Here is a 25,471-nt window from a genome sequence, read left to right as displayed (position 1 = left end):
CGCGGGCTTGACCGGCTCGCCGATCCGGCTAGCATGGCCGAAATCGATGGGGATGGGGTCCCCCGATAACCGCCGCAAGGCTGATGACTCCTACCGGGCGCTTGCGCGTCGGTAGGAGCTGTTTCCTTCCCCCCGCTGCGCCCGAGAAAGGGCGCTTATGACCAGACTTCCGAATTCGCTGTCAGTCTCGTTATGGGGCATCGGCGTCTGCTGGATTGCGGTCGCGATCGCATACCTGATGGATTCCGATATGATCCCGATCGATTCTCTGCTGGTATCGCTGGCGGTGCTCATGCTGGTCCCGCTGGCGGTCATCGGCGCCCTCGGCGGCATGACCCAATGGCCTCCGGAGCCCCGCTCGTGATGGACAGAAGCGGGCCTTGATCTTGATTCGACGCGTTTTCTTCACGCGAACCGCCATTCGCCTCGCTCGAAAACGCTTCGGGGAGGCCGGCATTGAACTGGACGTTTATTCTGGCTGTGGCGGCCGGCGGGTCGCTCGGATCGGTGGCCCGCTATCTCGTCAGCATCGGCTTCGGCCGGCTGCTGGGTCCAAAATTTCCGTGGGGAACGCTGTTCATCAATATCACCGGCTCGCTTCTGATCGGCCTGTTCGCCGGCCTGTTCGCGACGCGATGGCATCTGCCCCAGGGGGTGCGCATCTTCGTCACGGTCAGCATTTGCGGCGGCTACACCACCTTCTCCACGTTCTCGCTCGATTTCTTCTATTTGTTCGAGCGCGGCGAGTTGGCGGCGGCCGGCGCTTACATGATCGCCTCCGTCGTGCTCTCCGTCAGCGCGCTGATCGCGGGCATCCAGATCGTGCGGCTGCTTTAAAATGTTACCGCCGCCTCTCCGCAGCCATGGTTCGCAGGCTGGACTAACCGTCTTGGCGGACCGCCCGGTCTCGGCTACATCAGAGGACGAGAAGCAATAGGCGGGCGTAGTTCAATGGTAGAACGGCAGCTTCCCAAGCTGCATACGAGGGTTCGATTCCCTTCGCCCGCTCCATCATCGCTCTTTGAGGTGGATCAGGAGGGCTCTTGACGGGATGGCCGCGCCGCATGACCGCAGCCGTGACGGACTCCTGAAGACCGGCGCCGCGGGCGCCGGAACAGGCATCCTGACGCCGCTGATTCAACCAATGATCGACCACATCAACGGCGCGCCGGCAGACCTGCGAATAGCACTTTTGGCTGTGCCGTTCGCGCTGCTCGTCCTCGTTCTGATCCAGATCGGCTCGGACAATCCGCGGTGGGCGGCGCTGGCAGGGGCCGTGGTGACTGTGATCGCCTTCGTCTGGGCCGTCAGCGTTGCGGTCTGGATCGACGGGCGGATTTCCGTTTCCGAAAGCGCCGTGAGAAATGTGTTGTCCGGTCTGGCCGGGGGGTTCGTCGGCTCCGGCACCCTGGCGCTCGGCGTCAGCCTGCTGCCGGCCAGCCCGCGCGATCCGCTGGCGTGGCTGCCGATGCTGGTGACCGGGACCAGTGCCGGCGCGCTGCTCGCGCTCGACAACGCGCTCAATCTCGACCTGGTGTCGACGCTCTATCCGGTATGGCAGGCCGGCGTCGCCATCTGCCTGGCAATGGCGTTGCGGCGGCGCACGCAATCGACGTGAGTATGCACGTTCCGGCGTGAACCGCGCTACGGCGAGATCGTCAGCCTGGCCTTCATGTTGGGGTGAAAGCGGCAATAATAGTCGATCGTTCCCGCCTTTTTCAGAACGAGCTTGACAGTCTTGTTCGGCGGCAGCTCAACGTCCCAGTCACCGTTCCGCGCCGTCGCGCTATGCACGAAAATGTCCTCATTGACCCACTCGATGGTGTCGCCGACTTTGGCATTCGCCACGGCCGGCGTAATCTCGAGGTTACGCATCGTGATTTGAACCGTTGCCGCATGGGCCGGGACGGATAGTCCCAAGGTTGCGAGGCCTGAAACTGCGAGTCCCGAGGCTGCAACGATCAGAAAATGTCCGCCCGGCTTCATGAGGCGTTCCTTATTTCAGTTCGGCTGCGACGTGTTCGGCATGCTGCTCGTGGCCCTGGAAGATCTTGAGCCCTGTCTGCAGTAGGCCCTTCAGCTCGGCATTGCTGGCGGAGGGAATGAGCAGGGTCTCGAGCGCGCTGTCGACCGCCTTGTGATAGGCGACCTCGTTGTCGACATAGGCCTTGTCGAACGCGGCACCCTTCAGCGCCGACAGTTCCTTGAGCTTGGCGGCGGCATTTTTGGAGAGCGTGCGGCTGGTGTCGTTGTCTTCGGGAGTGACCTTCAGCTTCTTGACCAGTGCGAGCGCCTTCTTGTTCACCGCCTCATGATCCCGCACCATGTCGGCGGCAAACGCCTTCACGTCCTTGTTCCCGGATTTCTCCAGCGCCTGCTTCGCCGCGGTGACATCGATGACGCCGGCGGTATAGGCGATATGCGCGATCTGCGGGTCGGTGGGTTTCGCATCCTGCGCGAGCGCGCCGCTGCTCAGCAGCGCCGCGGCGGCGATCGCCGCGCTCATTCGGACAAGCATCTTTGATCCTCCTGTGACGCCGCGACCGGATCGCCGTGGCGTTTGGTTGAGACACAGGGTTGGATGCAGCGGAGCGGAACAGGTTCCTGGATTATTTGGTCAGGCCGAGCCGATCGAGAACCGCATCGGTCAGGCGCGCGCAACGTTTGCCGGCGAAGGGAAACGCCTCCATCACTACCGGACCGATCTTCTTCTCGACGTTCTTGCGCAGCATCGCGCGGGCGCGATGAAGCCTCGTCTTCACCGTTTCCGGCTTGAGGTCAAGGATTTCGGCGGTTTCCTCCACGTTCATTCCCTCGATAACGCGGGTGATGAAGACGATACGGAAAGCTTCGGGCAGTTCGTCAACCGCCTGCTCGACGATGTGCTGCATTTCGCGCTGAGCCATGGTTTTTTCCGGATCATCGGTGAGAGCGGACCCGGGAAACTGGATGATACGGGCGTCCGACGCCACTGGCTCCAGCGTGGCCCAGTCGACGCTCGGACGCTGGCGCCGCAGCCGGCCGAGCGCCTCGTTCATGGCGATGCGCGCGAGCCAGGTCGCCAGACGCGCGTCGCCGCGAAAACTTTCCAGATGCGTGAAGGCGCGAACGTAGGTTTCCTGCACGACGTCCTCCGCCTCGCCGTCGTTGCGAAGGATGCCGCGGGCGATCCGGTAAAGCTTGCGGTTGTTCGCCTGCATGATCGCGCGGATGGCGCCCTCGTCACGTGCGCGCGCGCGGCGAACCAATTCCAGATCGTCGTCACAGGTCCCCGCCGCTAGCCGGGACTGAATCTGTTGCATGCGATCGCTCCCGATTTTAAGACAACTCTGCTATTGAAGACATGGATGCGGCAAAGCCGGCGAGGTTCCCGGGTCGTTTTCAGATTAACCATATCACTGCGGCGGTTCCACGATTGCCTGACGCGTATGCCGCGATAGCGGACGCGACTGCGATCAGGCTCCGCGCAATCCTGATCGCGGGTCGCGCGAAGTGCAGCGCGTCGGCAACACTGGATTTGAATTTGACAAGAGAGAGCGCAGTCATCTGGACAAAGCGCCGATCTCGCCGGAGGCTACCGGGGTTGGGAATCGCACGACGGTGCCCAACGGATTCGGGGTCAACATCGGGGCTGACGATGAGGGTCGTGACAGGATTGCTCGCAGCGGTTCTGGTGATGGGACATGTTGCGGCGAGTCATGCCGTTGTCCGCATCGGGGAAGATCGGGGCGGTCGTATCGGAACCTACGTCGACAAATATCAGAATCTTCGCAATTCAGGGCAGTCCGTCATCATCGACGGGCTGTGCGCATCGGCCTGCACCATCGTTCTCGGCGCGGTTCCCCACGACAAGATCTGCGTGACGTCGCACGCCGCGCTCGGATTTCATGCCGCCTGGGACATCGGATCCGACGGTCGGGCCGTGACCAATCCCGAAGCGACCCACATGCTCTATCTGATGTACCCTTCCGCGGTGCGGCGCTGGATTCAACAGCGCGGCGGCTTGACGCGGCGCATGATCTTCCTGCGCGGCCGCCAGCTCGCTGGCATGTACCGTCCGTGCTATCTCGATGCTCAGGCCTCGTCGGCACACTGACGCGGCCCCGCCACTTCATCACGACGTGATCGGAGGCAGTTGCGCTTGCCTTGAGGGCGCGACTGGCCTTATCTGAAGCTTCACCGGATCGGCCAGGCCGCGTCGCGTCCACCGGTTGACGAGGGTTGATTATTCACGGGAATTGCGAAAAATCATGCAGCGCCCGGCGCAAATGGCGACCTCGCAACGGGGTCTCGCCTCCATGATCGTGGCATGCAGCGCAGCCGCCGGCGCGGCATTGCTGCTCGGAGCGCTGGCGCTGTGGGCGCATTACGGCACCGCCGTGTTCTTCGAGATGCTGGCCTCCGGCATCGCCGCCTGCTTTTAGCGCGGATTCCGCAAAAGTGGATACCGGTTTTGTGATCGGAACGGGCGTAATCGCGAGCGTTTTCTTGCGGCTATCCGAATTCCACACAGCCGGAAAATGCTCTAAGGACATCTGATGGCAAATCGAGCTACTCGCCCGCTGACCGTGTTCGCGGCCTTCATCGGCAGCCTGGCAATCGGCCTCACGGCGGTTCTTTGGCTGACCGGCGGCGGCCCGTTTGGCGGCAACCTGCTCGGCAAGTCCCAGCCGGCGAAGATTGGCGGTCCATTCCACCTGATCGACCAGACCGGCCAGAGCGTCACCGAAAAGAATCTGATCGGCCGGCCGACGCTGATCTTCTTCGGCTACACCCATTGTCCCGACGTCTGTCCGACCTCGCTGTTCGAAATGTCGGAAGTGCTGCGGGCGATGGGCAAGGACGCCGACCGCGTCAATGCCTATTTCGTGACTGTCGATCCGGAGCGCGACACCCAGGCGGCGATGAAGGAATACCTGTCCAGCTTCGATCCGCACCTGAAAGGCCTGACCGGCGACGCGGCCGCGGTCGCGAAGATCGTGGCCGGATATCGGGTCTTCGCCAAAAAGGTTCCGCTGAAAGACGGCGAGTACTCGATGGATCATACCGCGCTGATCTATCTGATGGATCGCGACGGCAATTTCGTCTCGCCGTTCAATCTCAACCGCTCGCCTGACGCGGCTGCCGCCGATCTCAAGCGTTATCTGTAGGCAGCCTCATTAACTCCAACGATATTGAAATATTAACGGATTAACGTTTTGAGTGTTAACTCAGTTGTGTTAGCTCTTCACAGAATGATGCTCTCCTGCACTAGGTAGTGCATTCATAGTGAGGTCCGTCTCGACCTCACTAAAGAATTCGAGCTTGGCCATCTCCAGAAGGAAAGGAAGGTGTTCAAGATAGAGTTGCTGTGCAAGTTTGCACGCCTCATCCAAAGCCCTGCCAAGTGCCTCAAATTTATCAATGCGCGATTGCATTTTGAGTCCCGAGATTGCCATGAATGATCAGGAAGAAATGCTGCAGGGCTTATATCAAGTTTTCGCACAGATGAATGATGGCGACCCTTTGGCCGAAAGCCCAGCAGCCACCGGCCTCCGCTTGATCAAGATCTTCGTTAAGCTAAAAACCGAAGATCGCCTGCGCATCTTAGAATTCGCTGAGAAGTTAAGCGATCAATCGAGATAATCGTTGGTTGCCTGCACCATGTGGAAGTGCGCCTATCTCAATCGCCGGAGGAACTAGGGTAATCGATGGCTTCGGATTTGGCAGCGGCGTAGCAGACTTAATGATAAGCTCGCAGCTCGATGCAACTTGAAGCGCAAGGATTTGTAACTCCATCATTGCAAGCCCTAACCCCACACACGCTCTTGGGCCAGTGCCGAACGGAACGAAGGCTTTGTTGGCTAAATGAGCGCGATTAAGATCGAACTTCAAAGGATCAATCCAATAACGACCGTCGCGATGAAGATGCCACGGACTGACAATCAAGGAAGTTCCCGTACGTATCTTAATTCCGGCCAGCGTCATGGATTGTTTGGTTTCGCGGGCATACCAGTAGGCTGAAGGGTACAGACGCAGTATCTCAAAGGCGGTGGCGCGACTAATCTTCGCCCGGTTCAGCATTACAGGGCTAATGTCACCTTGCACATCGGTGACTATCGCAGCCTCCTCGGCCAGCTTTGCAGCAAGGCTAGGTGTGGTCGCTAGATGATACAGGAGCCAGGCTGCCGCTGAACCGGTTGTATGATGACCAGCAAGCATAATCAGCAAAACTTCATCCCGCAAAGCAGTGTTCGAAAGTTTTAGACTGTTTAGTGATTGCAGGATACTCGCGCCGGGCGAACGACGCCTTGCTCGCTCAACTACTTCAAGCATAATCTTCCGACTAGTCTTCATCCGTTGGCGTTTCTTTATCGCCGTCCATGGCAGGTCAGGCAGAACCTGAAACATCCGGCCAGCAAGATCATCTTCAACCAGTTTAATCGCATTGATTAATGCCGCCTCATCACCGCTAGAAAGAGCGCCGCGACCAAAAAGCGTATCGCAGATAACTCGTAAGGCTAAGGCTGACATAGTTTGGTGAGCCTCAAACGACTCAACAGCGACCATTTTCACTATAGCTTCTCGTATAATCGCTGTAATCGATGGGACGTAGCTTGAAGAAACGCCGCGTGAGAGTTGCGCGTGAATGGCCGCACGGCGTGCTTGATGTAGCGGACCACTCATCGTCAACGAATTTTTCCCGATGATGGCACTCATCTTTTTAACGAGCCAACCCTTGTCAATCCGCTGTTCCGTAGCCGTGAAGATTGGTTTAATCAGACCCGGATCGGTCACCAGATAAACCGGCCTAGGACCGAGATTCAACTTGACTAGAGGTGCCGTCGCTTGTTCACCGACATCTCGAAATAACGTAAGTGGGTCACGCCGAAACGCGCTGATATCCGAAAACATGTGAGGCATCTTGAATGTCCATCCGCTCCGCGAGGTCGATGAAATATTGGATTTTTGCATTGCTCTGCTGCGAAAGTAATATTTCGCCGGCTACGGCCTGGATTGGATTGCCTGCGTGATCGATGCCAACTGTGGCGGGATGGCCGTAGCGCCGCGTGTTGATGCCCAGGTGGCGAAGGGCGCGTTCATATCGAACGTCGGTGACACCAACGAGTGCCCGCACGTCCAAACGGAGAGCAAAATAAATCATCAGTGCGTGATTGGCCGCTGATGCAATGCGCAAATTTGGATGCATCACACCGAAACGACTGACCTCCCACACATCTAAGCGCACCGGATAGCTGCCCAGTTGAGCAAGGTTCGGGAACACGACGCGGGACAGATAAGGGTTGTCCGTCCGGACCAACCGAAACATTCCGGCCAACACATCATCGCAGAACAACGCGCAGTAGATAGCGTGATGGTTATCGAATTGGTCGCGTTCACAATCGCCGGCGACCGACAAATTCCATCCAAACTGATCAACGAAAAGACGCTTGCGAAATCTCATCAGGTCGATTGCTAAAGCCCCGCCAAGATCGGCCTCCCGGCCAAATACTGCATTGCATCTCATCCTTCCCTCCCCCTTTTCCCCGGGGGAATATCTGCTAGTGTTCAAAGGGAACTGGTATCCCGTAAATGCGGGATGTTTGAGATGGACGTAGAAAACGTCATTGGGGAAATTGAGACCTGCAACGCCGTGAGCGATCTCATGGCGAGATTTCAGGCTATCATTGAGGATTTTGGTTTCGCGGAATTCAACTTTTTGGATGCCGGCCAGCCCGATATCGACAACCCTTTATCGCTGGGAACTGTTAGCCAGGCGTGGGAGCGGGAATATCGGCAAAATAACTTTGTGCACGTTGACCCGATGCTGCCTGTGGTACGGCGACGAAATCTTCCCTTCACTTGGGGGAAAGTGAAATTGCCCGACCGGGTCGGTCGTCGTAAACCCGGCGCTATAAAAACCATGGAGGCGGCACGGGATCATGGCTTCACTGATGGATTTGTTATTCCTTTCCACTATGCCGATCCGCTTGGCCGCCCAAATTTAACGCTATGCGTCCTCTTCTGGCGCGATCCAGTGCAAAAACTACAATTCCTTCTATCACAGAAGCGGCATGAGCTTCATGTTGTGGCAATCTACTTCTTACAACGTGCTGTCGATTTGTTGGCGGATCGTATGAAATCACGAATGCGGTTCGCTGACGACGCAGGACGTCCTTTATTCGAAGTGACATTAACAGATAGAGAGCGCGACGTTTTGTCTTGGGCAGCGCGCGGGAAGACCATGGAAGAAACTTCGGATATCCTTTCAATCTCGACAGACACTGTCCAAACCCACATCGAAAATGCGAAACGAAAGCTGGGCGCTAGCAACAAGCTGCACGCCGTCGTCAAGGCCGTATACATCGGAGCGATCGATGTCTGACTGACGAAAAGCCCCGCTCGATGCAACCACATATTACCGTCTCCGCCAACGAAAGATTGATGCGCAGCCGCGCGACGACGCTGGGTTGCCTGCTGGTCGCTTGCGCGCTCCTGATTTCAGGCGCGGCGACGGACGGCGCGCGCGCGCAAGCGGCGGCAACGACCGCCGCGGCGAAGACCTCGGCCGTCGCGCCGCAGGCGGTGCCGGGCTTCTGGGATCCGCGTCGCCGTCCGGACCGGCCCGAACTGTCCCGCCTGAGCGTGATTCGCTTTCTGACCGAGACCGACTATCCGCCCTTCAACTTCACCGGCCCCGACGGCAATCCGGCCGGCTTCAATGTCGACCTGGCGCGCGCCCTTTGCGACGAGATCAAGGTCACCTGCACGATCCAGATGCGGCGCTTCGAGACGCTGGTGGACGCACTCACCAGCAACCGCGGCGACGCCATCATCGCATCGCTGGCGGTGACGCCGGAGTTGCGGAAGCGGGTGGACTTCACCGATCCGTACTATCGGCCGCCGGCGCGATTCGTGTCGCGGCGCGACGCCGTGATACCCGAGGTGCGCCCGGAATATCTCGAGGGCAAGAAGGTCGGCGTGATCGCAGGCTCCGCGCACGAGGCCTATCTCAAGGCTTTCTTCACCGACGCCGAACTGCATGCCTATCCGAATGACGAGGCGCTGCGGCAGGCGCTGCGGAAGGGCGAGGTCGACTTCATCTTCGGCGACGCCATCGGACTGGCGTTCTGGATCAATGGCACCGATTCGGAAGGCTGCTGCGCGTTCAGCGGCGGCCCGTTCGTCGAGAGCCGCTATTTCGGCGAAGGCGTCGGCATCGCGGTGAAGAAGGGCAACGACGTGCTGCGCCAGGCGCTGAACTGGGCGCTGTTCCGGATCTGGGAAAAAGGCCGCTACACCGACCTGTGGCTGCGGTATTTTTCCGTCAGCCCGTTTTAAACCTGATGTGGCGCAGCGGATGATGCCGCGTGCCCGGAGAATGGAATGTCAGACGTTATATCAGCGAGCGATCTGCGCGGCCTCGCCGAACAATCCAATGCGTGGCCGTTCGAGCAGGCGAAGCAGATCGTCGCGCGCCTGAAGAAGACACCGAAGGACGAGGTGCTGTTCGAGACCGGCTACGGTCCCTCCGGGCTGCCGCATATCGGCACTTTCGGCGAGGTCGCGCGCACCACCATGGTGCGTCACGCCTTCCGGGTGCTGACCGAAGACCGGATCAGGACGCGGCTGCTGGCGTTTTCCGACGACATGGACGGCCTGCGCAAGGTGCCGGACAATGTGCCCAACAAGGAGCTGCTGGCGCAGGATCTCGGCAAGCCTTTGACGCAGGTCCGCGACCCCTTCGGCACGCATGACAGCTTCGGCGAACACAACAATGCGCGCCTGCGCGCCTTCCTCGACACCTTCGGCTTCGACTACGAATTCGCCAGTTCGACCGCCTACTACACCTCGGGCCGTTTCGACGCCACGCTTCTGAAGGTGCTCGAAAATATCGACAGGGTGATGGCGATCATGCTGCCCAGCTTGCGCGAGGAACGCGCCGCGAGCTATTCGCCGTTCCTGCCCATTTGCCCGCGCACCGGCGTGGTGCTGCAGGTGCCGATCGTGGCGCACGACGCGAAAGCCGGCACCGTCTCCTATGACGATCCCGAAACCAACGAGCGCGTCACGGTTCCCGTCACCGGCGGACACTGCAAATTGCAGTGGAAGCCGGACTGGGCGATGCGCTGGACCGCTCTCGGGGTTGATTATGAAATGGCGGGCAAGGACCTGATCGATTCGGTCAAGCTGTCGGGCAAGATCTGTTCCGCGCTCGGCGGCACGCCGCCGGAAGGCTTCAACTACGAACTGTTCCTCGACGACAAGGGCCAGAAGATTTCCAAGTCGAAGGGAAACGGCCTGACCATCGACGAATGGCTGCGCTACGCCTCGCCGGAATCGCTGTCGCTGTTCATGTACCGCGAACCGAAAGCGGCGAAGCGGCTGCATTTCGACGTGATCCCGCGCAACGTCGACGACTACCAGCAGTTCCTGGAAGGCTATCCGCATCAGGACCCAAGGCAGCAGCTCGCCAACCCGGTCTGGCACATTCATGCCGGCCGGCCGCCCGAGGCCGACATGCCGGTCACGTTCCAGTTGCTGCTGACGCTGGTGTCGTCATCGAATGCGGAGAATGCCGAAACCCTGTGGGGCTTCATCGGCCGCTATCGTCCCGGCGTCACGCCGCAGACCCATCCGAAGCTCGATGCGCTGGTCGGCTACGCCATCAACTATTACCGCGACTTCGTGGCGCCGGCGAAAAAATTCCGCGAGCCGACGGGAAGCGAGCGCGCCGCGCTGCAGGACCTGCGCGATGCGCTGTCGCAATTGCCCGAAGATGCCTCGGCCGAAGACATTCAGAACGTGGTCTATGAGATCGGCCGGCGCGAACCCTTTCTCAACCACAAGAAGCTGGCCAAGGACGGCCGCCCCGGCGTCTCGCTGGACTGGTTCAACATGCTCTATCAGGTGCTGCTCGGACAGGAGAAGGGACCGCGCTTCGGTTCGTTCGTCGCGGTCTATGGCTTGCAGAATGCCATCGCGATGATCGACGGCGCGCTGGCGCGGGCGGGATGACGGTCTTCGCGATCCCGGCCGGAGACCGTCGGAGGATCCGGAAACCGGAAAAAAGCGACCCGCCGAAACCGGCGGGTTTTTTTTGTATCGTCCGGAACGCCTTGTCATTCGCCCACATTAACCGGCTGGACGGACCTTCCCCAGAGGTTCTCCCGTCCATTCCCGGCCCGCCGGTGACTGCCCCCCCACCTCACCGGCGGGTTCGCGCTCAGGTGCTTTCGAACGGATGACCGGCTGCACTGGCGTCGGCTCTCGGGCAACGCTTCTGCGTTCCGGTGTTGTTTTCCGGTCATTTACTTTGTTGAGGCAATTTTATTTGAATGCCGAGGCACCGCCATTCGAGTCGCCGGTGACGACGCGCCGACGAATGGCGCGTGCGATTCCGGTTGACGGACACGGCTGCGGCGCAGCTTTGGAGCAAAGGAATGTCGACAAGGGCTGCGGTGGCGTTGGCCGCCACGATCGGAGCGAGCTTGCTGATTATCGCGCCGGCCGAGGCGCGACCGGATGTGGTGAGCTACCGCGGTGATTACGCGCCAGGCACCATCGTGGTGAAGACCGATGAGCGGCGGCTCTACCTGATCGTCGATTCCGATCGCGCGATCCGTTATCCTGTCGGCGTCGGCAAGGCCGGCAAGCAATGGGCGGGCACCGCTCACATCGAAGGCAAATATCGCGATCCGGCATGGGCGCCCCCGGCGGACGTGAAGCGCGATCACCCGAATATTCCGGACGTGATTGCGGGAGGCTCGCCGTCGAATCCGATGGGCGTCGCGGCGATGACGCTGTCCGGCGGCGGCCAATACGCCATTCACGGCACCAACCGGCCGCAGTCGGTCGGTCATTTCGTGTCATACGGCTGCATCCGCATGTACAACGACGACATCAACGACCTCTATCGACGCGTTTCGATCGGAACGCCGGTGGTGGTGACGCAGCGCTGACCGGGAGTGGCGACCGTAAGCGCCAAGACCGTCGACAGACCGTAAAGCTTACCGCCTCGCGCCGTCGCACCAGCTTCCGCGATGACCGCCGTGATAGGCGCGGGCGTAACCGCCCGCCAGCATTGCCGCAGAAACATCGGGCGTTCGCGCCGTGGCTGCATCGGCAAGGACGCGCCCGTTATATTTATCGGGCCCGATATTGGCGATGGTGACACCACCCTCACTGAGCAGATCGCGCAACCGGTTGCTCGCGGCCTGCGCGAGCCGCCGTTCCTCGGCGCAGGCGGCCTTCATTTCCGCGGCGTCGATGCCGCGCAGCCGCACTCGCGTCGTCATGTCGAGACCGGGCCACAGATGAACCAGCGCCTCGAAGGTGTCGCCGTCGATGGTCCTGACGACCTCGACCTGGTGCCGCGCTCCGGAATCGGCGGCGCGCGCCCAGATCGCACGCGTGTCGGACGGGGACGGCAGCGACGTCTGGTTAAGGACCGGCGGCGGCCAATGCACCCAGTTCCGGATCGGCAGCATGGTGCCCGCCACCACGCCCAAAGTGAAAATCCAGGGCAGAATCGGCGAGAGGCGGCCACGCCACCGCGTCCCAAGCGATGTATTTATTCTGCTATATGGGTACATATTCCTAAAGTAGCCCGAGTCGGACCAAACTGCAAGCTGGAAAAGCATCGAGGCGGAAAATGATCCGCTAAGAAAATAGCCAGCTTAGAAGTCCGATGCGATTCCGTTTCGTTCCCAATCGCCGAACCGCGTGGGCTCGGGGCCTTTCGGTCCCTGAATTTCTTTCGGATTCTCTTTTGGTCCGGCAGCGGCTTGCGAGGCGGCACGGCGGGCCTCCGCCTCGGCCAGCGCGCCGGGCCGCCGGCGTCAGCGGCTTCCGCGCATCCGCCGAATCATTGGACGGCAAGATCGAAGGCTCGTCCGTCATGTGACCATCCTCCTGTCGCGATTCTCCGGCGGCGAAGCGACTCATCGTCGCCGGAAAGCCGTCTTCCACCACAAATCATGTTCCGAATGGATGAACATGATGGCGATTCTTATATTTGGCTTATTCACATGTCATGAAGCTGATCCTGCCGTGACGGACGCTGAAAACATGCGTACCGTCATCCCTTACTTTCAAGCGATTTGCCTGCCTCATGCCGTCAACCAGATTCGCACCGCCCACCGAGGTTCCCGGCCTCGCAGCCCGGCGCATCGCAGCGGATATCCTCGACGGCGTCCTGCACAAGCGTCGCACGCTCGACGAACAGCTCGAAGGCGCAGCCGCGCATCCCGGTCTGAAGGCGCTCGCCGATCGCGATCGCGCCTTGATGCGGCGCCTGGTGGCGACGATTCTGCGCCGGCTCGGAACGCTCGGCCATTTGCTGTCACGGCTGCTCGATCGCGGCGTCCCAACCGACGCGCCGCGCGCCCAGAGCGCGCTTCTGATCGGCGCGGCGCAGATTCTCTGGATGGATGTGCCGGATCACGCCGCCGTCGACCTTTCGGTGCGGCTCGTGCAGTCGGACCGACGCGCCGCGAAATATGCGGGACTTGTCAACGCCGTGCTGCGCCGCTGCGCACGCGAGGGTCAGGGCCTGATCGATGAGGTCCGCTCGGAGGCGCTCGACATCCCGCCATGGCTGATGGCGCGATGGACCGTTCATTTCGGCGAGAGCGCCGCGAAAGCCATTGCCGCGGCGATCGGCCACGAACCGCCGCTCGATCTCACCGTCAAGACCGACGCGGCACACTGGGCGGCGCGTCTGCATGGCGAGGCCCTGCCGACCGGAACCGTTCGCACCGCGTTGCAAGGTCCTATCGCGATGCTGCCCGGATTCTCGGAAGGGCGATGGTGGGTGCAGGACGCCGCCGCCGCGCTGCCGGCGCGGCTGTTCGGCGATCTCAAAGGACGGCGCATCGCCGATCTCTGCGCGGCGCCCGGCGGCAAGACCGCGCAACTCGCGCAGGCCGGCGCGGATGTGACGGCCATCGACCGGTCGCCAAATCGGGTGGCGCGGCTTCGCGAAAATCTCGGCCGGCTGTCGCTGGACGCGCGGGCGCTCGTCGCCGACGCCGTCGAATGGCAGGACGATGTGGCAGGCGGCGGCTTCGACGGCGTGCTGGTCGACGCGCCCTGCTCCGCGACCGGAACCATCCGCCGTCATCCGGACGTGGCCTGGCTCAAGCAGGAGGCGGATATCGCGGCGCTGACCACGCTGCAAAACCGATTGCTGAAAAAAGCGCTCGCGCTGCTCAAACCCGGCGGGACGCTGATCTACTGCACCTGTTCGCTGGAACCCGAGGAAGGCGAGCGGACCGTCGCCGCGCTGCTCGCGTCCGAGGCAGGTGTACGGCGCGCGCCGGTCAGCGCCGCGGAAGTAGCCGGACTGGAAGGTATCGTGACGCCGGCGGGTGACTTGCGCACCCTGCCCTGCCATCTGCCGCGCGACGATCCGAAGCTGGGTGGCCTCGACGGTTTCTATGCGGCGCGATTGACCAAGTCCTGATATCCAAAGCCGGATCAAGCAGATTCGCGGCATTTCAAGATAGTGCGTTGCCGGCCTTTCCGGATTAAAAAGATTCGCGAAAGAGTCCCCATCAACTGAAAGGGATTCGCGGGAATCCTCACACTGAAGGCGCAGCGTGTCGGTCGCTCATCGCAGACGCATTTCAACGCTGTTGCTCCGCCGCTTCGCCCGACGGACGCTCGCACGCGCTGGCGACGGCCCGGCGGCGTTGTCGCGGCTATGGCCCGGCCGTACCGACCGTTTGACGATCGCGCCGCATGACCTGCGCACGGCCGACGCCACCCGCGCCGCCGAAATCTATGCCGGCCGCTTCGTGTTCGCGGGCAAGATCGTCACCTGCCGTTCCCGCTCGATCTTCGACCTCGAACCGCCGTCCGAGGACTGGGAAGCTATGCTGCTGGGTTTCGGCTGGCTGCGACATCTGCGCGCCGCCGATACCGCGATCACGCGCGCCAATGCGCGATCGCTGGTGGAGGACTGGATGTCGAATCCGGCGCGCCGGCGGCCGCTCGGACGCCGCGCCGACGTCATGGCGCGCCGTGTCATCTCGCTGTTGTGCCATGCGCCGCTCGTGCTCAGCGATACCGATGGAAAATTCTATCGCCGCTATTTGCGCGCACTGGCCCGCGACGTTCGTCTTTTGCGTTTCGGCCTGCACGACGCGCCCGACGGCGTGCCGCGGCTCCAGGTGCTGATCGCGCTGTGCTACGCTTCGCTGTGCCTCGCCAACCAGGCCCGCACCATCCGCACCGCGACGCGCAAGCTGTCCGACGAATTGCGGCGGCAGATCCTGCCCGATGGTGGCCATGTCTCGCGCAATCCCGGCGCGTTGATCGAACTGCTGATCGACCTGCTGCCGCTCCGGCAGACCTTCGCGGCGCGCAACATCGCGCCGCCGGCGGCGCTGTTGAACGCCATCGACCGCATGATGCCCATGCTGCGTTTCTTCCGTCACGGCGACGGCAGTTTTGCGCTGTTCAATGGCATGAGCGGTGCGCCGTCGGACCTTTTGGCAACGCTTCTGGCCTATGACGACACCCGCGGCATACCGATGGCCCACATGCCGCACACCGGCTTCCAGCGCCTCGAGGCCGGCGCGACGACGCTGATCGTCGATACCGGACCGCCGCCGCCGTCGAACCTCAGCGAGGAGGCGCATGCCGGTTGCCTGTCGTTCGAGTTGTCCTCCGGTCTGAACCGGATCGTCATCAATTGCGGCACGCCCTCGACCAGCCGCGACACTTGGCGCGCCTTCGCACGCACCACGCCGGCGCATTCCACGCTGACCTGCCATGAAACGTCATCCTGCCAGTTCGTCGAACAGTCGGCGATGAAGCGACTGCTGCAAGGCGCGCCGATCGTCGGCGGGCCGCGCAATGTCGAAAGCTCCCGCGACACCGTCGACGACGGCGAACGGCTGACGGCTTCGCATGACGGCTATCTTGCCCGCTTCGGCCTGATCCATCGCCGCGTGCTGACGATCGCGCCTGACGGCGCGCGGCTGGAGGGCGAGGACATCCTGGCGCCCGCGCCCGGCGGCCGCATGAAGGGCAGCCGAATCGATTACGCATTGCGTTTTCACCTGCATCCGTCGATCAAGGCGAGCCGCCTCAGCGATGGGCACGGGGTGATGCTGGTGCTGCAAAACCGCGAGGTCTGGACGTTCGATGCGCCAGCCGACCGCGTCGACCTCGAAGACAGCGTGTTTCTCGCCGGCAACGACGGTCCCCGCCGCAGCGCGCAGATCGTGATCCGTCAGAATGCGCGGGAAGCCCCCAGTGTGCGCTGGAGCTTCGTCCGTTCGGCCACCTCGCCCACGGCCACCACCGCCCGCCGCAATGCGAGCCGGCAGCCGGAATTGCCGCTGTAGCGGCACAAGACCCGGTCTTTTTCCGATCGTTGTGAAGGGCGGCGAAAGCTGCTAACGAACCCGCGCTCGCGCGACTGGCGACCTTGGATGGAGCACCATCGGGAAGCGCGGGACATATCCGCCGCGCGCCTGGGCATAGGTATCCCTTCAGACAGAGGATCTGCCCATGACCGACCGACCGCGCCGCGTGACCCGCGCACTGCTTTCCGTTTCCGACAAGACAGGCCTGATCGAATTCGCCCGCGCGCTCGCTGGTCTCGGCATCGATCTGGTCTCGACCGGCGGCACCGCCAGGGCGATCGCCGCGGCCGGGCTGGCGGTGACGGATGTCTCGGAGCTCACGGGCTTTCCGGAAATGATGGACGGCCGGGTGAAGACGCTGCATCCGAAGGTGCATGGGGGGCTGCTCGCGATCCGCGACAACGCCGATCATGCCGAAGCGATGGCGGATCATAACATCGCCCCGATCGACCTGCTGGTCGTCAATCTGTATCCGTTCGAGGCGACCGTCGACAAAGGCGCGGCTTACGATGACTGCATCGAGAACATCGACATCGGCGGTCCGGCGATGATCCGCGCCGCCGCGAAAAACCACGACGACGTCGCGGTCGTGGTCGAGCCGCAGGATTATCAGGCGGTGCTCGACGAACTCAAAACAAACAAGGGCGCAACCACGCTGGCGCTGCGCAAGCGCCTCGCGGCCAAGGCCTACGCGCGCACCGCCGCCTATGATGCCGCGATCTCCAACTGGTTCGCGGCGCAGCTTGGGACCGACGCGCCGGACTATCGCGCCATCGGCGGGCGTCTTGCGCAGACGCTGCGCTACGGCGAAAACCCGCACCAGAGCGCCGCGTTCTATCGCACGCCGGAGCGGCGCGTCGGGGTCTCGACCGCGCGGCAGTTGCAGGGCAAGGAACTGTCCTACAACAACATCAACGACACCGACGCGGCCTATGAATGCGTCGCCGAATTCGATACGGCGCGCACCGCGGCCTGCGTCATCATCAAGCACGCCAACCCCTGCGGCGTCGCGGAAGGAGCCGATCTCGCCGACGCCTACCGCAAGGCGCTCGCCTGCGACACCACCTCGGCCTATGGCGGCATCATCGCCTTCAACCGCACGCTCGACGCTGATGCGGCCAACGCGGTGGCCGGCATCTTCACCGAAGTCATCATCGCGCCCGATGCGACCGAGGAGGCGATTGCGATCATCGGCAAGCGCAAGAACCTGCGGCTGCTGCTCGCGGGCGGCCTGCCCGACCCGCGCGCGCGCGGAGTGAGCGCAAAGACGGTGGCGGGCGGGCTTCTGGTGCAGACCCGCGACAACGCCGTCGTAGACGACATGCCGCTGAAGGTAGTGACCAGGCGCGCGCCGACCGAGGCCGAGATGCGCGATCTGCGCTTTGCGTTCCGCGTCGGCAAGCACGTCAAGTCCAACACCATCGTCTATGCCAGGGACCTCGCCACCGTCGGCATCGGTGCGGGGCAGATGAGCCGCGTCGACTCCGCGCGTATCGCGGCGCGCAAGGCCGAGGACGCGGCGCGCGACCTGAAGCTCGCGGAGCCGCTGACCCAAGGCTCGGTCGTGGCGTCGGACGCGTTCTTCCCGTTCGCCGACGGGATGCTCGCCTGCGTCGAGGCCGGCGCCACCGCCGTCATTCAACCGGGCGGCTCGATGCGCGACCAGGAGGTCATCAAGGCGGCTGACGAGCACGGCATCGCCATGGTGTTTACCGGCATCCGTCATTTTCGGCATTAGAGCATGATCCCGAAAAGTGGAAACCGGTTTTCGGATAGGATCATGCTCAATCAAAAGGATGGACGAGAGTCTGATTCAACGCAGTTGAGTCAGGCTTTAAAGCGCGATCCATGCGGCCCGGCTGCGCTCTCGATATTGAGAATGCGGACCGTCTTTTCGCCAATTGCTCACGCTTTGGGGAACCAAAATCGGATTTGGTTTTTGTGTTCTGGCGGCAATCGCCGCGACGTGCTTTTGGGTCCGGACGAGGATATTTTCTTGTCTCGGCAACGCGAACCTTGAGATGGAAGGCGGGGGCAACAGAATGAGATCGGTAGCAGGCGGAGCAATGCTGCTCCTTGGCATGTCGGCGCTGCCGGTGCTTGCAGCGGATGGGAAAAACACCACCGCGAACGCGATACCTCCCGGAGCGGCATCGTGCTCACCGTGTCACGGCAAGCAGGGAGAGGGCCAGCCGACGACGGCCGTGCCGCGCCTTGCCGGTCTCAACGCACAATACCTCGAACGTCAGCTTACAGGCTTCAAGGATGGAACGCGCAAGAACCGCATCATGATGATGATCGCCTCCGACCTGTCGGATGGCGAGAAGAAAGCTCTCGCGACCTATTATGCCGATATGGCGACGACGAAGTCCGAAACGGCACCTGCCGATGCGGCCGTGATCGCCGCGGGCGCGAAGCTCGCCGCGACCGGCGACTGGTCAAAAGACCTGCCGGGTTGCGCACAGTGTCACGGAGCCGCCGGCCTCGGCGTCGGGGCGGACTTTCCGCGCCTCGCCGGACAATGGGCCGTCTATATCGAGAAAGCGCTCAGGTCTTGGAAGAGCGGCGATCGCAAGACCGATCCGATGGGCGTGATGGCCAATGTCGCCGGCAAGCTCACCGACGACCAGATCAAGAGCGTCGCCGCCTATTACGAGAGCCTGCCCGTGGCGGCGTCGGCCCCTGCATCGGAGACCAGGCCATGACTCGCAAGCCCGTTGCCCCTTCGGTCCCGGCCGCGGCCGTTCTCGTCCTCGCGGCCGCCGGCTTTGCCGGATACATTCTGTCCGGCGCAGCAACACCGGCAACAGGCGCGACGCCGGAGCCGCCTCCGGCGCAAAAAGCGGAAGCCACCCGTCCCTCCTACACGCCGCCCGCGGAGAGCGACATTCCGGACGGACCCTTCGGCGACATGATACGGCTCGGCGAGGCGATCTTTCACGACACCCAGCACAACGCGAAGGGCTTCGTCGGCAACGACCTGCAATGCTCGAACTGTCACATCGATCGCGGCCGTCAACCCAATTCGGCGCCGCTCGGTGCCGCCTATCTTCTTTACCCGGCCTATCGCGCCAAGAACGCCCGCGTGAATACCTTTCAGGAGCGGCTGCAAGGCTGCTTCCGCTACAGCATGAACGGCAAGGCGCCGCCGTTCAACGACAAGGTGCTGGTGGCGCTGGAGAGCTACGCCTACTTCCTGGCGAAGGGCGGTCCGACCGGCGTCGTGGTCAAAGGTCAGGGCTATCCGAAACTGAAGGCGCCGGATCAGCCGGCGGACTACGATCGCGGCGCAAAGGCCTACGCCCAGCATTGCGCTCTCTGTCATGGCGCTGACGGCGCAGGACAGAAGTCGGCGGACGGACAGACCGTGTTTCCGCCGCTATGGGGACCGCGGTCGTTCAACTGGGGCGCGGGGATGGCCTCGATCAACAACGCCGCGGGCTTCATCAAGGCCAATATGCCGCTCGGACTCGGCGGCTCGCTGAGCGATCAGGAGGCGTGGGACATCGCGACTTACATGGACAGTCAGGAGCGTCCGCAGGATCCGCGGTTCGTTGAATCGGTTGCGGAAACCCGCAAGCGATTCCATGACGAGCCGACGTCCAAATACGGCGTGGTCGTGAACGGCGTGCTGCTTGGCGAAAAGTCGCCGCCGTCAGGGACGATCAACGCGGCGCATTGAACGCGCGGGCACGGTTACTCCCGCACCCGGGACAACAGCGCAAGTCCGGCGACGAAGAACAGCACCAGCACCGCCATGCCCGCCTTCTGGCTTGCAGTGACGAAGGTGACGTAGCCGATCAGGAGCGGACCGACGAACGACGTCACCTTTCCGGTCAGCGCGAACAATCCGAAGAACTGCGCGATGCGATCCTTCGGCGCCATCCGGATCAGCAGCGTCCGCGAGGCCGCCTGCAGCGGGCCGCCGGCGCCGCCGATCAGGCAGCCGAGGATGAGATAGGCCTTCTCCGCAGGTGCCGCGAACAACCCGCCGCCGGGGACGGGCGGCGGCACCTTCACGAACAGGATGGAATCCTTCTCGACCAGCAGGATCATCACGATCGACAGCAGCAGGACGGTCATGCTCGCGGCGATGACGCGCTTCGGACCCACGCGGTCGTCGAGCTTGCCGCCGATCCACGCGCCGAGCGCGCCGGCGACGGCAAGCAGCATGCCGAACACTCCCATCTGGATGGTATGCCAGCCGAAGGTGCCGGCGGCGTAGATGCCGCCGAACGCGAACAGCGACACCAGCCCGTCGGTATAGATCATGTTGGCGAGCAGGAAGGTCGCCAACGATCTGCGCTTCGGCAGTTCGCCGAGCGTCCCGCGCAGTTCTCTCAACCCTTCACGCAACGCCGTTCGCACCGGGCGCTTCGCCGGGAAGTCCGGCGTCAGCAGGAACATCGGCAGCACGAAGACGATGAACCAGATGGCGGTGAGGGGACCGGTGATGCGATCGCCCTGATGGGTCACGGGATCGAGCCCGAACAGCGGCGACAGGCCGAACAGCGTCTTGCCGGTTGTGGGATTGGCGGCGAGGAAGCCGAGCACCAGGATGAGGCTGAGGATGCCGCCGATATAGCCGGTGGCCCATCCTGTTCCCGACAGACGCCCGATCTTGTGGGGCGGCACCAGCGAGGGCATCATCGCATTGTTGAACACGGTGGCGAATTCGACGCCGATGGTGGCGATGCCGTAGGCGATCAGGAGCGGCAGGATCACGCCGGGGTCGCCGGGCTTGCCGATCCACATCAGGCTGGAGCCGATCACCAGCAGCGCGCCGAAGGCCGCGATCCAGGGCTTGCGCCGGCCGCTGGCGTCGGCAATGGCGCCGAGCACCGGCGAAGCCAGCGCAATCACGATGCCGGCCGCGCCCGTCGCAAAGCCCCACAGCGATTGCCCCTCGGCCGGCGTCGCCGCCACGAAGGTCGCGAAATACGGCGCGAATACGAAAGTCGTGATCAGCGTGAAATAGGGCTGCGCCGCCCAGTCGAACATGATCCAGCTTGCCACCGCGGCGCGCGACGCATAACGCGCCTCAAGATCACCGGCGTTGCCTGCGGGCATGGCTGTGGTCATCGTCATGATCGATATGTCCCGTCGAATCACGCGGGGTGTCTGGCCTCACGCGCCGGAATCCCTATAGCATCGATTGGTTGACGGAACGACACCAGCAACACCCGTGGAGCAATGGATGATCCGCCGAAGGCCGCTCCGGCACATGTTTTCCCCGATCGGCTTTTTTCTGATCGCCGCATTGCTGGTTGTCCGGACGCCCGTGTCCGCGCAGGATGCGCGCGGTTCCCCGCCCCCTGCGCCCGTCGCGATCCGTCCCGTGGACGCGAAACATGGCATGGTGGTGGCGCAGGAGACGCGGGCCGCCGCAATCGGTGCGGACATTCTGGCGCGTGGCGGCAATGCGGTCGATGCGGCGGTGGCGACCGGTTTCGCCATGGCGGTCACCTATCCCCGCGCCGGCAATCTCGGCGGCGGCGGTTTCATGGTGATTCACCTTGCAGAGCGGAATCGTGACATCGCCATCGACTATCGCGAGACCGCGCCAGGCGCGACCACGCGCGACATCTTCCTTGGCGCCGACGGCAAGCCGGAGCCTGCGAAGTCGCGCGATTCGGCGCTCGGCATCGGCGTGCCCGGCACTGTCGCCGGTCTGGCGCTGGCGCTTGAGTCATACGGCTCGGGCAAATTCACGCTTGCCGACCTGCTCAAGCCCGCGATCACGCTCGCGCGCGACGGGTTCAAGATCAGCGACGACACCGCCGACACGCTGCCGCAACGGCACCGGCGGCTCGCGCGCTGGCCATCGTCCGTGAAAATATTTTCGCGCCCCGATGGCAGCTCGCCGCGCGAGGGAGACCTGCTGGTTCAGACCGATCTGGCGGCGACGCTGACCGCGATCGCCGAGCGCGGGCCGCATGGCTTTTACCAAGGGCCGGTGGCGGCAAGGCTGGAGGCGGCGATCCGCGCAGCCGGCGGGATCATGACGCTGGACGATCTGAAGTCGTATCGACCTCTCGTCCGCGAGCCGGTGCGCGGCAGCTATCGTGGCTATGACATCGTCTCGATGCCGCTGTCGTCGTCGGGCGGCACCGTTCTGATCGAGTCGCTGAATATCCTCGAGGGATTCCCGATGCGCGATCTGCATCAGGGGTCGGCGGATTCGCTGCACTTTTTGATCGAGGCGATGAAGCGCGCCTACGCCGACCGCGCACGCTATCTCGGCGATCCCGCCTTCGTGCATGCACCGATCGCAACGCTGCTCTCCAAGGACTACGCCGCCAAACAGCGCGCCTCGATCGATATGGCACACGCAACGCCCGCCGCCGCAGTTCCCCTGCCGCCACCGCATGAGGGCGACAACACCACGCATTTTTCCGTGGCCGATGCCTTCGGCAACGCCGTCAGCAATACCTATACGCTGAACTTCAGCTATGGCGTCGGGCTGGTGGCGGAAGGCACCGGCGTTCTGCTCAACAACGAGCTCGACGATTTCACCGCGGCGCCCGGAGCGGCGAACGCATTCGGGCTGGTCGGCTTCGAGGCCAACCTGCCCGGCCCCGGCAAGCGGCCATTGTCCTCGATGACGCCGACCATCGTGCTGAAGGACGGCAGGCCGGTGCTGGTGACGGGATCGCCCGGCGGCAGCCGCATCGTCTCCACAGTATTGCAGGTGATCGTCAACGTGCTCGACTACGGGATGAACATTGCGGAAGCCGTGGCCACACCGCGGCTGCACCATCAATGGCTGCCCGATGAGGCCCGCGCCGAGCACGGATTTCCTGAGAACGTCATCGCGGAATTGCGGGCGCGGGGCCATGCCGTTGTCATGCCGATGGGACAGACCTCCGCCAACTCCATCGCCGTTTCGCCGGACGGCTTCCACGGGGCGGCCGATCCGCGAACGCGCGGGTCGGAGGCGGCGGGTTATTGAGACGAACAGACCGGCCAAGCCAGCCCTAACCCCCATCTCGTAATATTCATCCGGGTAATATTGACGGATTAATTATATCCGGGTAATAATTGCGACCCCACGATGGATGGTACCGATGATCCACGATCAAACACCCTGTTTCACCGCATTCGAGGGCCAGCGCCGCATTGCGTCCGGCCCGCTTGCCGATGTTGCGCTGGCGGTCAAGCACGCGGAGACGCGCACGACCGCTCCCATCGCGATCTACAGCGATGCGACCGGGCGGCCCGTCGACCTCGACCTGCGGGGGTCCGACGACGATGTCACCGCCCGTCTGCAGCGGACCTCGCCGGTCGAAGCGACCGGTCCGCGCGGCCGCGGCCGGCCGAAACTCGGCGTGGTCGCGCGCGAGGTGACGCTGCTGCCGCGGCACTGGGAATGGCTGAGCGCGCAGCCCGGCGGGGCGTCTGTCGCCTTGCGCAGGCTGGTCGATGAGGCCCGCCGCGCCAATGGCGAGCGGGATCGCAACCGCGCGGCCCGCGACGCCGCCTATCACTTCATGTCCGCGATGGCGGGCAATCTTGCGAACTTCGAGGAAGCCGCGCGCGCGCTGTTCGCAGACGACCGGCGGCGGCTGGCTGGCCTGATCGCTACCTGGCCGGACGACATCCGCGATCACGTCATCAAGCTGGTGGAGCGAATTTGACATTGGCGGCGACCTGCGGTCTCGCAATGCGACGTGTCAAATTCAAAGCTAGCTTTTCGGCGGTGCCGTCAGAACTCCTGCAAGGATCCGATCATGACCGCCGTGCGACCGCTGTGGCACGCATATGTCTTCTTCCTGATGCCGATGATGCTGAGCAACGTGCTCCAGTCGTTGTTCGGCACCATCAACGGCATCTATCTCGGCCAGATGATCGGCGTCGACGCCCTCGCCGCCGCCTCGATCTTCTTTCCGGTGATGTTCTTCTTCATCTCCTTCATCATCGGTCTCGGCGCGGGCTCGTCGGTGCTGATCGGCCAGGCGTGGGGCGCGAACGCCAGCGGCAAGGCGAAGGCGATCGCCGCGACCACGCTGGCGCTGACATTGCTCGGCGGCGTTGCGATCGCGATCGGCGGCGGATTGTTCGCGCGACATCTGATGGTGGCGCTGGCGACGCCGCCCAACATTCTCGACGCCGCAACCGACTACGCCCGCATCATGATGATCGCCATGCCGGCGACCTTCACCTTCCTGCTCGCCACCGCGATGATGCGCGGCGTCGGCGATACCGTCACTCCTCTCTGGGCGCTTGCGATCTCCACCGTGATCGGGCTCGTCGTCACGCCGGCGCTGATCCAGGGATGGTTCGGTCTGCCCCGGCTCGGCGTCGCCAGCGCCGCGATCGCCGCCGCGATTTCCTCGGTCGTGACGCTGCTTTGGCTCGGGGTCCACATGCGGCGGATGAATCATCCGCTGGCGCCCGATGCGGTGTTTTTCCGCGCCATGCGGCTGGACAGCGAACTGCTCGGCAAGGTGCTGCGCATCGGCGTGCCCACCGCGATCCAGCTCGTGGTGATGTCGCTCGCGGAAATCGTCCTGCTCGGCATCGTCAACGGATTCGGATCCGACGCCACCGCCGCCTATGGCGCGGTCAATCAGGTGTTAAGCTATGCGCAATTTCCCGCGATCTCGATCGCCATCACCGCGTCGATCTTCGCGGCGCAGGCGATCGGCGCCGGCGACAACCAGCGGATCGGCGCGATCGTCCGCACCGGAATGTGGCTCAATTTGCTTTTGACCGGCGGACTGGTCGCGCTCGGCTACCTGCTGTCGCGGCTCATTATCGGCCTTTTCATCACCGGCCCTGAGGTACTCGATCTGGCGCAAACGCTGTTGTTCATCGTGTTATGGAGCACGGTCCCGTTCGGCATGGCCACCGTGTACTCGGCCACCATGCGCGCGAGCGGCACGGTGCTGGTCCCGACGCTGCTGTCGATTCTCGCCATCGTCGCCGTGGAAGTGCCGGTCGCGGTCGTGCTCAGCCGCCGGATCGGGGTCGAGGGCGTCTGGATCGCCTATCCGGCCGCGTTCTGCACCATGATGGTGCTGCAGATGGGCTTCTACCAGATGGTCTGGCGCAAGCGCGAGATCAAACGGCTGATCTGAGGCGACAGTGTGCGGCGCGCGAGCCGGCGTCGA

At 63.0% G+C, this 25,471-nt stretch carries 26 protein-coding genes, 1 tRNA gene, 1 pseudogene and 2 riboswitches; of the genes and pseudogenes, 20 read left to right on the top strand and 8 right to left on the bottom strand.

Features of this window, described 5'->3' with window-relative positions; all coding sequences use genetic code 11:
- Window positions 1–39 precede the first annotated feature (39 nt).
- A riboswitch (Fluoride riboswitch) is annotated at window positions 40–100 on the top strand.
- 57 nt (window positions 101–157) lie between these two features.
- The 4 genes from ACS3WA_RS02320 to ACS3WA_RS02305 all read left to right on the top strand — a co-directional run bounded on the left by ACS3WA_RS02320 (window position 158) and on the right by ACS3WA_RS02305 (window position 1,618).
- Window positions 158–364 carry a hypothetical protein gene (locus ACS3WA_RS02320; RefSeq protein WP_438276936.1) on the top strand — a complete coding sequence of 69 codons (207 nt, stop codon included), beginning with the start codon at window positions 158–160 and terminating at the stop codon, window positions 362–364.
- Between the two features lie 92 nt (window positions 365–456).
- Window positions 457–837, top strand: coding sequence for a fluoride efflux transporter CrcB (gene crcB, locus ACS3WA_RS02315; protein WP_438276935.1), 381 nt, complete (start codon window positions 457–459; stop codon window positions 835–837).
- A 100-nt stretch (window positions 838–937) separates the two neighbouring features.
- Window positions 938–1,011, top strand: a tRNA-Gly gene (locus ACS3WA_RS02310).
- A gap of 40 nt (window positions 1,012–1,051) precedes the next feature.
- On the top strand, window positions 1,052–1,618 hold the full coding sequence (locus tag ACS3WA_RS02305; RefSeq protein WP_438276934.1) for a hypothetical protein: 567 nt from the start codon (window positions 1,052–1,054) through the stop codon (window positions 1,616–1,618).
- A gap of 26 nt (window positions 1,619–1,644) precedes the next feature.
- On the opposite strand, the gene ACS3WA_RS02300 is transcribed toward ACS3WA_RS02305, so the two are convergent.
- From ACS3WA_RS02300 to ACS3WA_RS02290, 3 genes are all read right to left on the bottom strand, one after another.
- Entirely contained in the window at window positions 1,645–1,986 is a 342-nt protein-coding gene (locus ACS3WA_RS02300; protein ID WP_438276933.1) for a cupredoxin domain-containing protein, read from the bottom strand.
- 10 nt (window positions 1,987–1,996) lie between these two features.
- Window positions 1,997–2,518, bottom strand: a complete 522-nt coding sequence (locus tag ACS3WA_RS02295; protein WP_438276932.1) for a DUF4142 domain-containing protein — start codon at window positions 2,516–2,518, stop codon at window positions 1,997–1,999.
- Between the two features lie 91 nt (window positions 2,519–2,609).
- Complete coding sequence (locus tag ACS3WA_RS02290) at window positions 2,610–3,302, bottom strand: RNA polymerase sigma factor (protein WP_438276931.1); 693 nt, start codon at window positions 3,300–3,302, stop codon at window positions 2,610–2,612.
- 335 nt (window positions 3,303–3,637) lie between these two features.
- On the opposite strand from ACS3WA_RS02290, the gene ACS3WA_RS02285 reads away from it, so the two are divergent.
- From ACS3WA_RS02285 to ACS3WA_RS02270, 4 genes are all read left to right on the top strand, one after another.
- The gene (locus ACS3WA_RS02285; protein WP_438276930.1) at window positions 3,638–4,096 is read left to right on the top strand and encodes a hypothetical protein; all 459 of its coding nucleotides are present in this window, start codon (window positions 3,638–3,640) and stop codon (window positions 4,094–4,096) included.
- A gap of 154 nt (window positions 4,097–4,250) precedes the next feature.
- Complete coding sequence (locus ACS3WA_RS02280) at window positions 4,251–4,424, top strand: hypothetical protein (protein WP_438276929.1); 174 nt, start codon at window positions 4,251–4,253, stop codon at window positions 4,422–4,424.
- Window positions 4,425–4,538: 114 nt separating this feature from the next.
- Complete coding sequence (locus tag ACS3WA_RS02275; RefSeq protein ID WP_438276928.1) at window positions 4,539–5,150, top strand: SCO family protein; 612 nt, start codon at window positions 4,539–4,541, stop codon at window positions 5,148–5,150.
- 286 nt (window positions 5,151–5,436) lie between these two features.
- Window positions 5,437–5,625, top strand: a complete 189-nt coding sequence (locus tag ACS3WA_RS02270) for a hypothetical protein (protein WP_438276927.1) — start codon at window positions 5,437–5,439, stop codon at window positions 5,623–5,625.
- On the opposite strand, the gene ACS3WA_RS02265 is transcribed toward ACS3WA_RS02270, so the two are convergent.
- Together ACS3WA_RS02265 and ACS3WA_RS02260 are read right to left on the bottom strand one after the other, a co-directional pair.
- Window positions 5,605–6,894 carry a cytochrome P450 gene (locus ACS3WA_RS02265; RefSeq protein WP_438276926.1) on the bottom strand — a complete coding sequence of 430 codons (1,290 nt, stop codon included), beginning with the start codon at window positions 6,892–6,894 and terminating at the stop codon, window positions 5,605–5,607. The genes ACS3WA_RS02270 and ACS3WA_RS02265 overlap by 21 nt on opposite strands.
- A complete protein-coding gene (locus tag ACS3WA_RS02260) occupies window positions 6,863–7,507 on the bottom strand; it encodes an acyl-homoserine-lactone synthase (RefSeq protein ID WP_438276925.1) in 645 nt (214 codons plus the stop codon). Before ACS3WA_RS02260 ends, ACS3WA_RS02265 begins: the two co-directional genes overlap by 32 nt.
- 81 nt (window positions 7,508–7,588) lie before the next feature.
- On the opposite strand from ACS3WA_RS02260, the gene ACS3WA_RS02255 reads away from it, so the two are divergent.
- The 4 genes from ACS3WA_RS02255 to ACS3WA_RS02240 all read left to right on the top strand — a co-directional run bounded on the left by ACS3WA_RS02255 (window position 7,589) and on the right by ACS3WA_RS02240 (window position 11,942).
- A complete protein-coding gene (locus ACS3WA_RS02255; protein ID WP_438276924.1) occupies window positions 7,589–8,365 on the top strand; it encodes a LuxR C-terminal-related transcriptional regulator in 777 nt (258 codons plus the stop codon).
- Between the two features lie 20 nt (window positions 8,366–8,385).
- The gene (locus ACS3WA_RS02250) at window positions 8,386–9,321 is read left to right on the top strand and encodes a transporter substrate-binding domain-containing protein (RefSeq protein ID WP_438276923.1); all 936 of its coding nucleotides are present in this window, start codon (window positions 8,386–8,388) and stop codon (window positions 9,319–9,321) included.
- Between the two features lie 45 nt (window positions 9,322–9,366).
- A complete protein-coding gene (locus ACS3WA_RS02245) occupies window positions 9,367–10,998 on the top strand; it encodes a lysine--tRNA ligase (RefSeq protein ID WP_438276922.1) in 1,632 nt (543 codons plus the stop codon).
- 425 nt (window positions 10,999–11,423) lie between these two features.
- On the top strand, window positions 11,424–11,942 hold the full coding sequence (locus ACS3WA_RS02240; protein ID WP_438276921.1) for a L,D-transpeptidase: 519 nt from the start codon (window positions 11,424–11,426) through the stop codon (window positions 11,940–11,942).
- Window positions 11,943–11,990: 48 nt separating this feature from the next.
- Here the strand turns inward: ACS3WA_RS02240 and ACS3WA_RS02235 are convergent, their stop codons facing one another.
- Entirely contained in the window at window positions 11,991–12,575 is a 585-nt protein-coding gene (locus ACS3WA_RS02235; RefSeq protein ID WP_438276920.1) for a thermonuclease family protein, read from the bottom strand.
- Between the two features lie 84 nt (window positions 12,576–12,659).
- Window positions 12,660–12,882, bottom strand: a pseudogene (locus ACS3WA_RS02230) (DUF1674 domain-containing protein).
- A 211-nt stretch (window positions 12,883–13,093) separates the two neighbouring features.
- Between ACS3WA_RS02230 and ACS3WA_RS02225 the strand changes: the two are divergent.
- The 5 genes from ACS3WA_RS02225 (at window position 13,094) to ACS3WA_RS02205 (ending at window position 20,040) form a co-directional block, all read left to right on the top strand.
- Window positions 13,094–14,446: an RsmB/NOP family class I SAM-dependent RNA methyltransferase gene (locus ACS3WA_RS02225; RefSeq protein WP_438276919.1), complete on the top strand. Its 1,353-nt coding sequence runs from the start codon at window positions 13,094–13,096 to the stop codon at window positions 14,444–14,446.
- A 136-nt stretch (window positions 14,447–14,582) separates the two neighbouring features.
- The gene (locus tag ACS3WA_RS02220) at window positions 14,583–16,337 is read left to right on the top strand and encodes a heparinase II/III family protein (RefSeq protein ID WP_438276918.1); all 1,755 of its coding nucleotides are present in this window, start codon (window positions 14,583–14,585) and stop codon (window positions 16,335–16,337) included.
- 60 nt (window positions 16,338–16,397) lie between these two features.
- Window positions 16,398–16,479, top strand: a riboswitch (ZMP/ZTP riboswitch).
- A 24-nt stretch (window positions 16,480–16,503) separates the two neighbouring features.
- Window positions 16,504–18,096 carry a bifunctional phosphoribosylaminoimidazolecarboxamide formyltransferase/IMP cyclohydrolase gene (gene purH, locus ACS3WA_RS02215; RefSeq protein ID WP_438276917.1) on the top strand — a complete coding sequence of 531 codons (1,593 nt, stop codon included), beginning with the start codon at window positions 16,504–16,506 and terminating at the stop codon, window positions 18,094–18,096.
- A gap of 304 nt (window positions 18,097–18,400) precedes the next feature.
- Entirely contained in the window at window positions 18,401–19,063 is a 663-nt protein-coding gene (locus ACS3WA_RS02210) for a c-type cytochrome (RefSeq protein ID WP_438276916.1), read from the top strand.
- A complete protein-coding gene (locus ACS3WA_RS02205; RefSeq protein WP_438276915.1) occupies window positions 19,060–20,040 on the top strand; it encodes a c-type cytochrome in 981 nt (326 codons plus the stop codon). Before ACS3WA_RS02210 ends, ACS3WA_RS02205 begins: the two co-directional genes overlap by 4 nt.
- 14 nt (window positions 20,041–20,054) lie before the next feature.
- Here ACS3WA_RS02205 and ACS3WA_RS02200 read toward each other — a convergent pair whose 3' ends face one another.
- Window positions 20,055–21,440: an MFS transporter gene (locus ACS3WA_RS02200; protein WP_438276990.1), complete on the bottom strand. Its 1,386-nt coding sequence runs from the start codon at window positions 21,438–21,440 to the stop codon at window positions 20,055–20,057.
- 115 nt (window positions 21,441–21,555) lie between these two features.
- On the opposite strand from ACS3WA_RS02200, the gene ggt reads away from it, so the two are divergent.
- The 3 genes from ggt (at window position 21,556) to ACS3WA_RS02185 (ending at window position 25,438) form a co-directional block, all read left to right on the top strand.
- Window positions 21,556–23,310, top strand: a complete 1,755-nt coding sequence (ggt, locus tag ACS3WA_RS02195; RefSeq protein ID WP_438276914.1) for a gamma-glutamyltransferase — start codon at window positions 21,556–21,558, stop codon at window positions 23,308–23,310.
- A gap of 115 nt (window positions 23,311–23,425) precedes the next feature.
- The gene (locus ACS3WA_RS02190; protein WP_438276913.1) at window positions 23,426–23,995 is read left to right on the top strand and encodes a DUF2239 family protein; all 570 of its coding nucleotides are present in this window, start codon (window positions 23,426–23,428) and stop codon (window positions 23,993–23,995) included.
- A 93-nt stretch (window positions 23,996–24,088) separates the two neighbouring features.
- Entirely contained in the window at window positions 24,089–25,438 is a 1,350-nt protein-coding gene (locus ACS3WA_RS02185) for an MATE family efflux transporter (protein ID WP_438276912.1), read from the top strand.
- Window positions 25,439–25,471 lie beyond the last annotated feature (33 nt).

The organism is Nitrobacter sp. (assembly GCF_051535235.1).
Lineage (GTDB): Bacteria > Pseudomonadota > Alphaproteobacteria > Rhizobiales > Xanthobacteraceae > Nitrobacter.
This window is presented reverse-complemented; position numbering and strand designations above follow the sequence as displayed.

Coding starts and splice junctions, on each gene's coding strand:
- ACS3WA_RS02320 (WP_438276936.1), top strand. CDS start 158: ATGACCAGACTTCCGAATTCGCTGTCAGTCTCGTTATGGGGCATCGGC.
- ACS3WA_RS02305 (WP_438276934.1), top strand. CDS start 1,052: ATGGCCGCGCCGCATGACCGCAGCCGTGACGGACTCCTGAAGACCGGC.
- ACS3WA_RS02300 (WP_438276933.1), bottom strand. CDS start 1,986: ATGAAGCCGGGCGGACATTTTCTGATCGTTGCAGCCTCGGGACTCGCA.
- ACS3WA_RS02295 (WP_438276932.1), bottom strand. CDS start 2,518: ATGCTTGTCCGAATGAGCGCGGCGATCGCCGCCGCGGCGCTGCTGAGC.
- ACS3WA_RS02290 (WP_438276931.1), bottom strand. CDS start 3,302: ATGCAACAGATTCAGTCCCGGCTAGCGGCGGGGACCTGTGACGACGAT.
- ACS3WA_RS02285 (WP_438276930.1), top strand. CDS start 3,638: ATGAGGGTCGTGACAGGATTGCTCGCAGCGGTTCTGGTGATGGGACAT.
- ACS3WA_RS02280 (WP_438276929.1), top strand. CDS start 4,251: ATGCAGCGCCCGGCGCAAATGGCGACCTCGCAACGGGGTCTCGCCTCC.
- ACS3WA_RS02275 (WP_438276928.1), top strand. CDS start 4,539: ATGGCAAATCGAGCTACTCGCCCGCTGACCGTGTTCGCGGCCTTCATC.
- ACS3WA_RS02270 (WP_438276927.1), top strand. CDS start 5,437: ATGAATGATCAGGAAGAAATGCTGCAGGGCTTATATCAAGTTTTCGCA.
- ACS3WA_RS02265 (WP_438276926.1), bottom strand. CDS start 6,894: ATGTTTTCGGATATCAGCGCGTTTCGGCGTGACCCACTTACGTTATTT.
- ACS3WA_RS02260 (WP_438276925.1), bottom strand. CDS start 7,507: ATGAGATGCAATGCAGTATTTGGCCGGGAGGCCGATCTTGGCGGGGCT.
- ACS3WA_RS02255 (WP_438276924.1), top strand. CDS start 7,589: ATGGACGTAGAAAACGTCATTGGGGAAATTGAGACCTGCAACGCCGTG.
- ACS3WA_RS02250 (WP_438276923.1), top strand. CDS start 8,386: ATGCAACCACATATTACCGTCTCCGCCAACGAAAGATTGATGCGCAGC.
- ACS3WA_RS02245 (WP_438276922.1), top strand. CDS start 9,367: ATGTCAGACGTTATATCAGCGAGCGATCTGCGCGGCCTCGCCGAACAA.
- ACS3WA_RS02240 (WP_438276921.1), top strand. CDS start 11,424: ATGTCGACAAGGGCTGCGGTGGCGTTGGCCGCCACGATCGGAGCGAGC.
- ACS3WA_RS02235 (WP_438276920.1), bottom strand. CDS start 12,575: ATGTACCCATATAGCAGAATAAATACATCGCTTGGGACGCGGTGGCGT.
- ACS3WA_RS02225 (WP_438276919.1), top strand. CDS start 13,094: ATGCCGTCAACCAGATTCGCACCGCCCACCGAGGTTCCCGGCCTCGCA.
- purH (WP_438276917.1), top strand. CDS start 16,504: ATGACCGACCGACCGCGCCGCGTGACCCGCGCACTGCTTTCCGTTTCC.
- ACS3WA_RS02210 (WP_438276916.1), top strand. CDS start 18,401: ATGAGATCGGTAGCAGGCGGAGCAATGCTGCTCCTTGGCATGTCGGCG.
- ACS3WA_RS02205 (WP_438276915.1), top strand. CDS start 19,060: ATGACTCGCAAGCCCGTTGCCCCTTCGGTCCCGGCCGCGGCCGTTCTC.
- ACS3WA_RS02200 (WP_438276990.1), bottom strand. CDS start 21,440: ATGACCACAGCCATGCCCGCAGGCAACGCCGGTGATCTTGAGGCGCGT.
- ggt (WP_438276914.1), top strand. CDS start 21,556: ATGATCCGCCGAAGGCCGCTCCGGCACATGTTTTCCCCGATCGGCTTT.
- ACS3WA_RS02190 (WP_438276913.1), top strand. CDS start 23,426: ATGATCCACGATCAAACACCCTGTTTCACCGCATTCGAGGGCCAGCGC.
- ACS3WA_RS02185 (WP_438276912.1), top strand. CDS start 24,089: ATGACCGCCGTGCGACCGCTGTGGCACGCATATGTCTTCTTCCTGATG.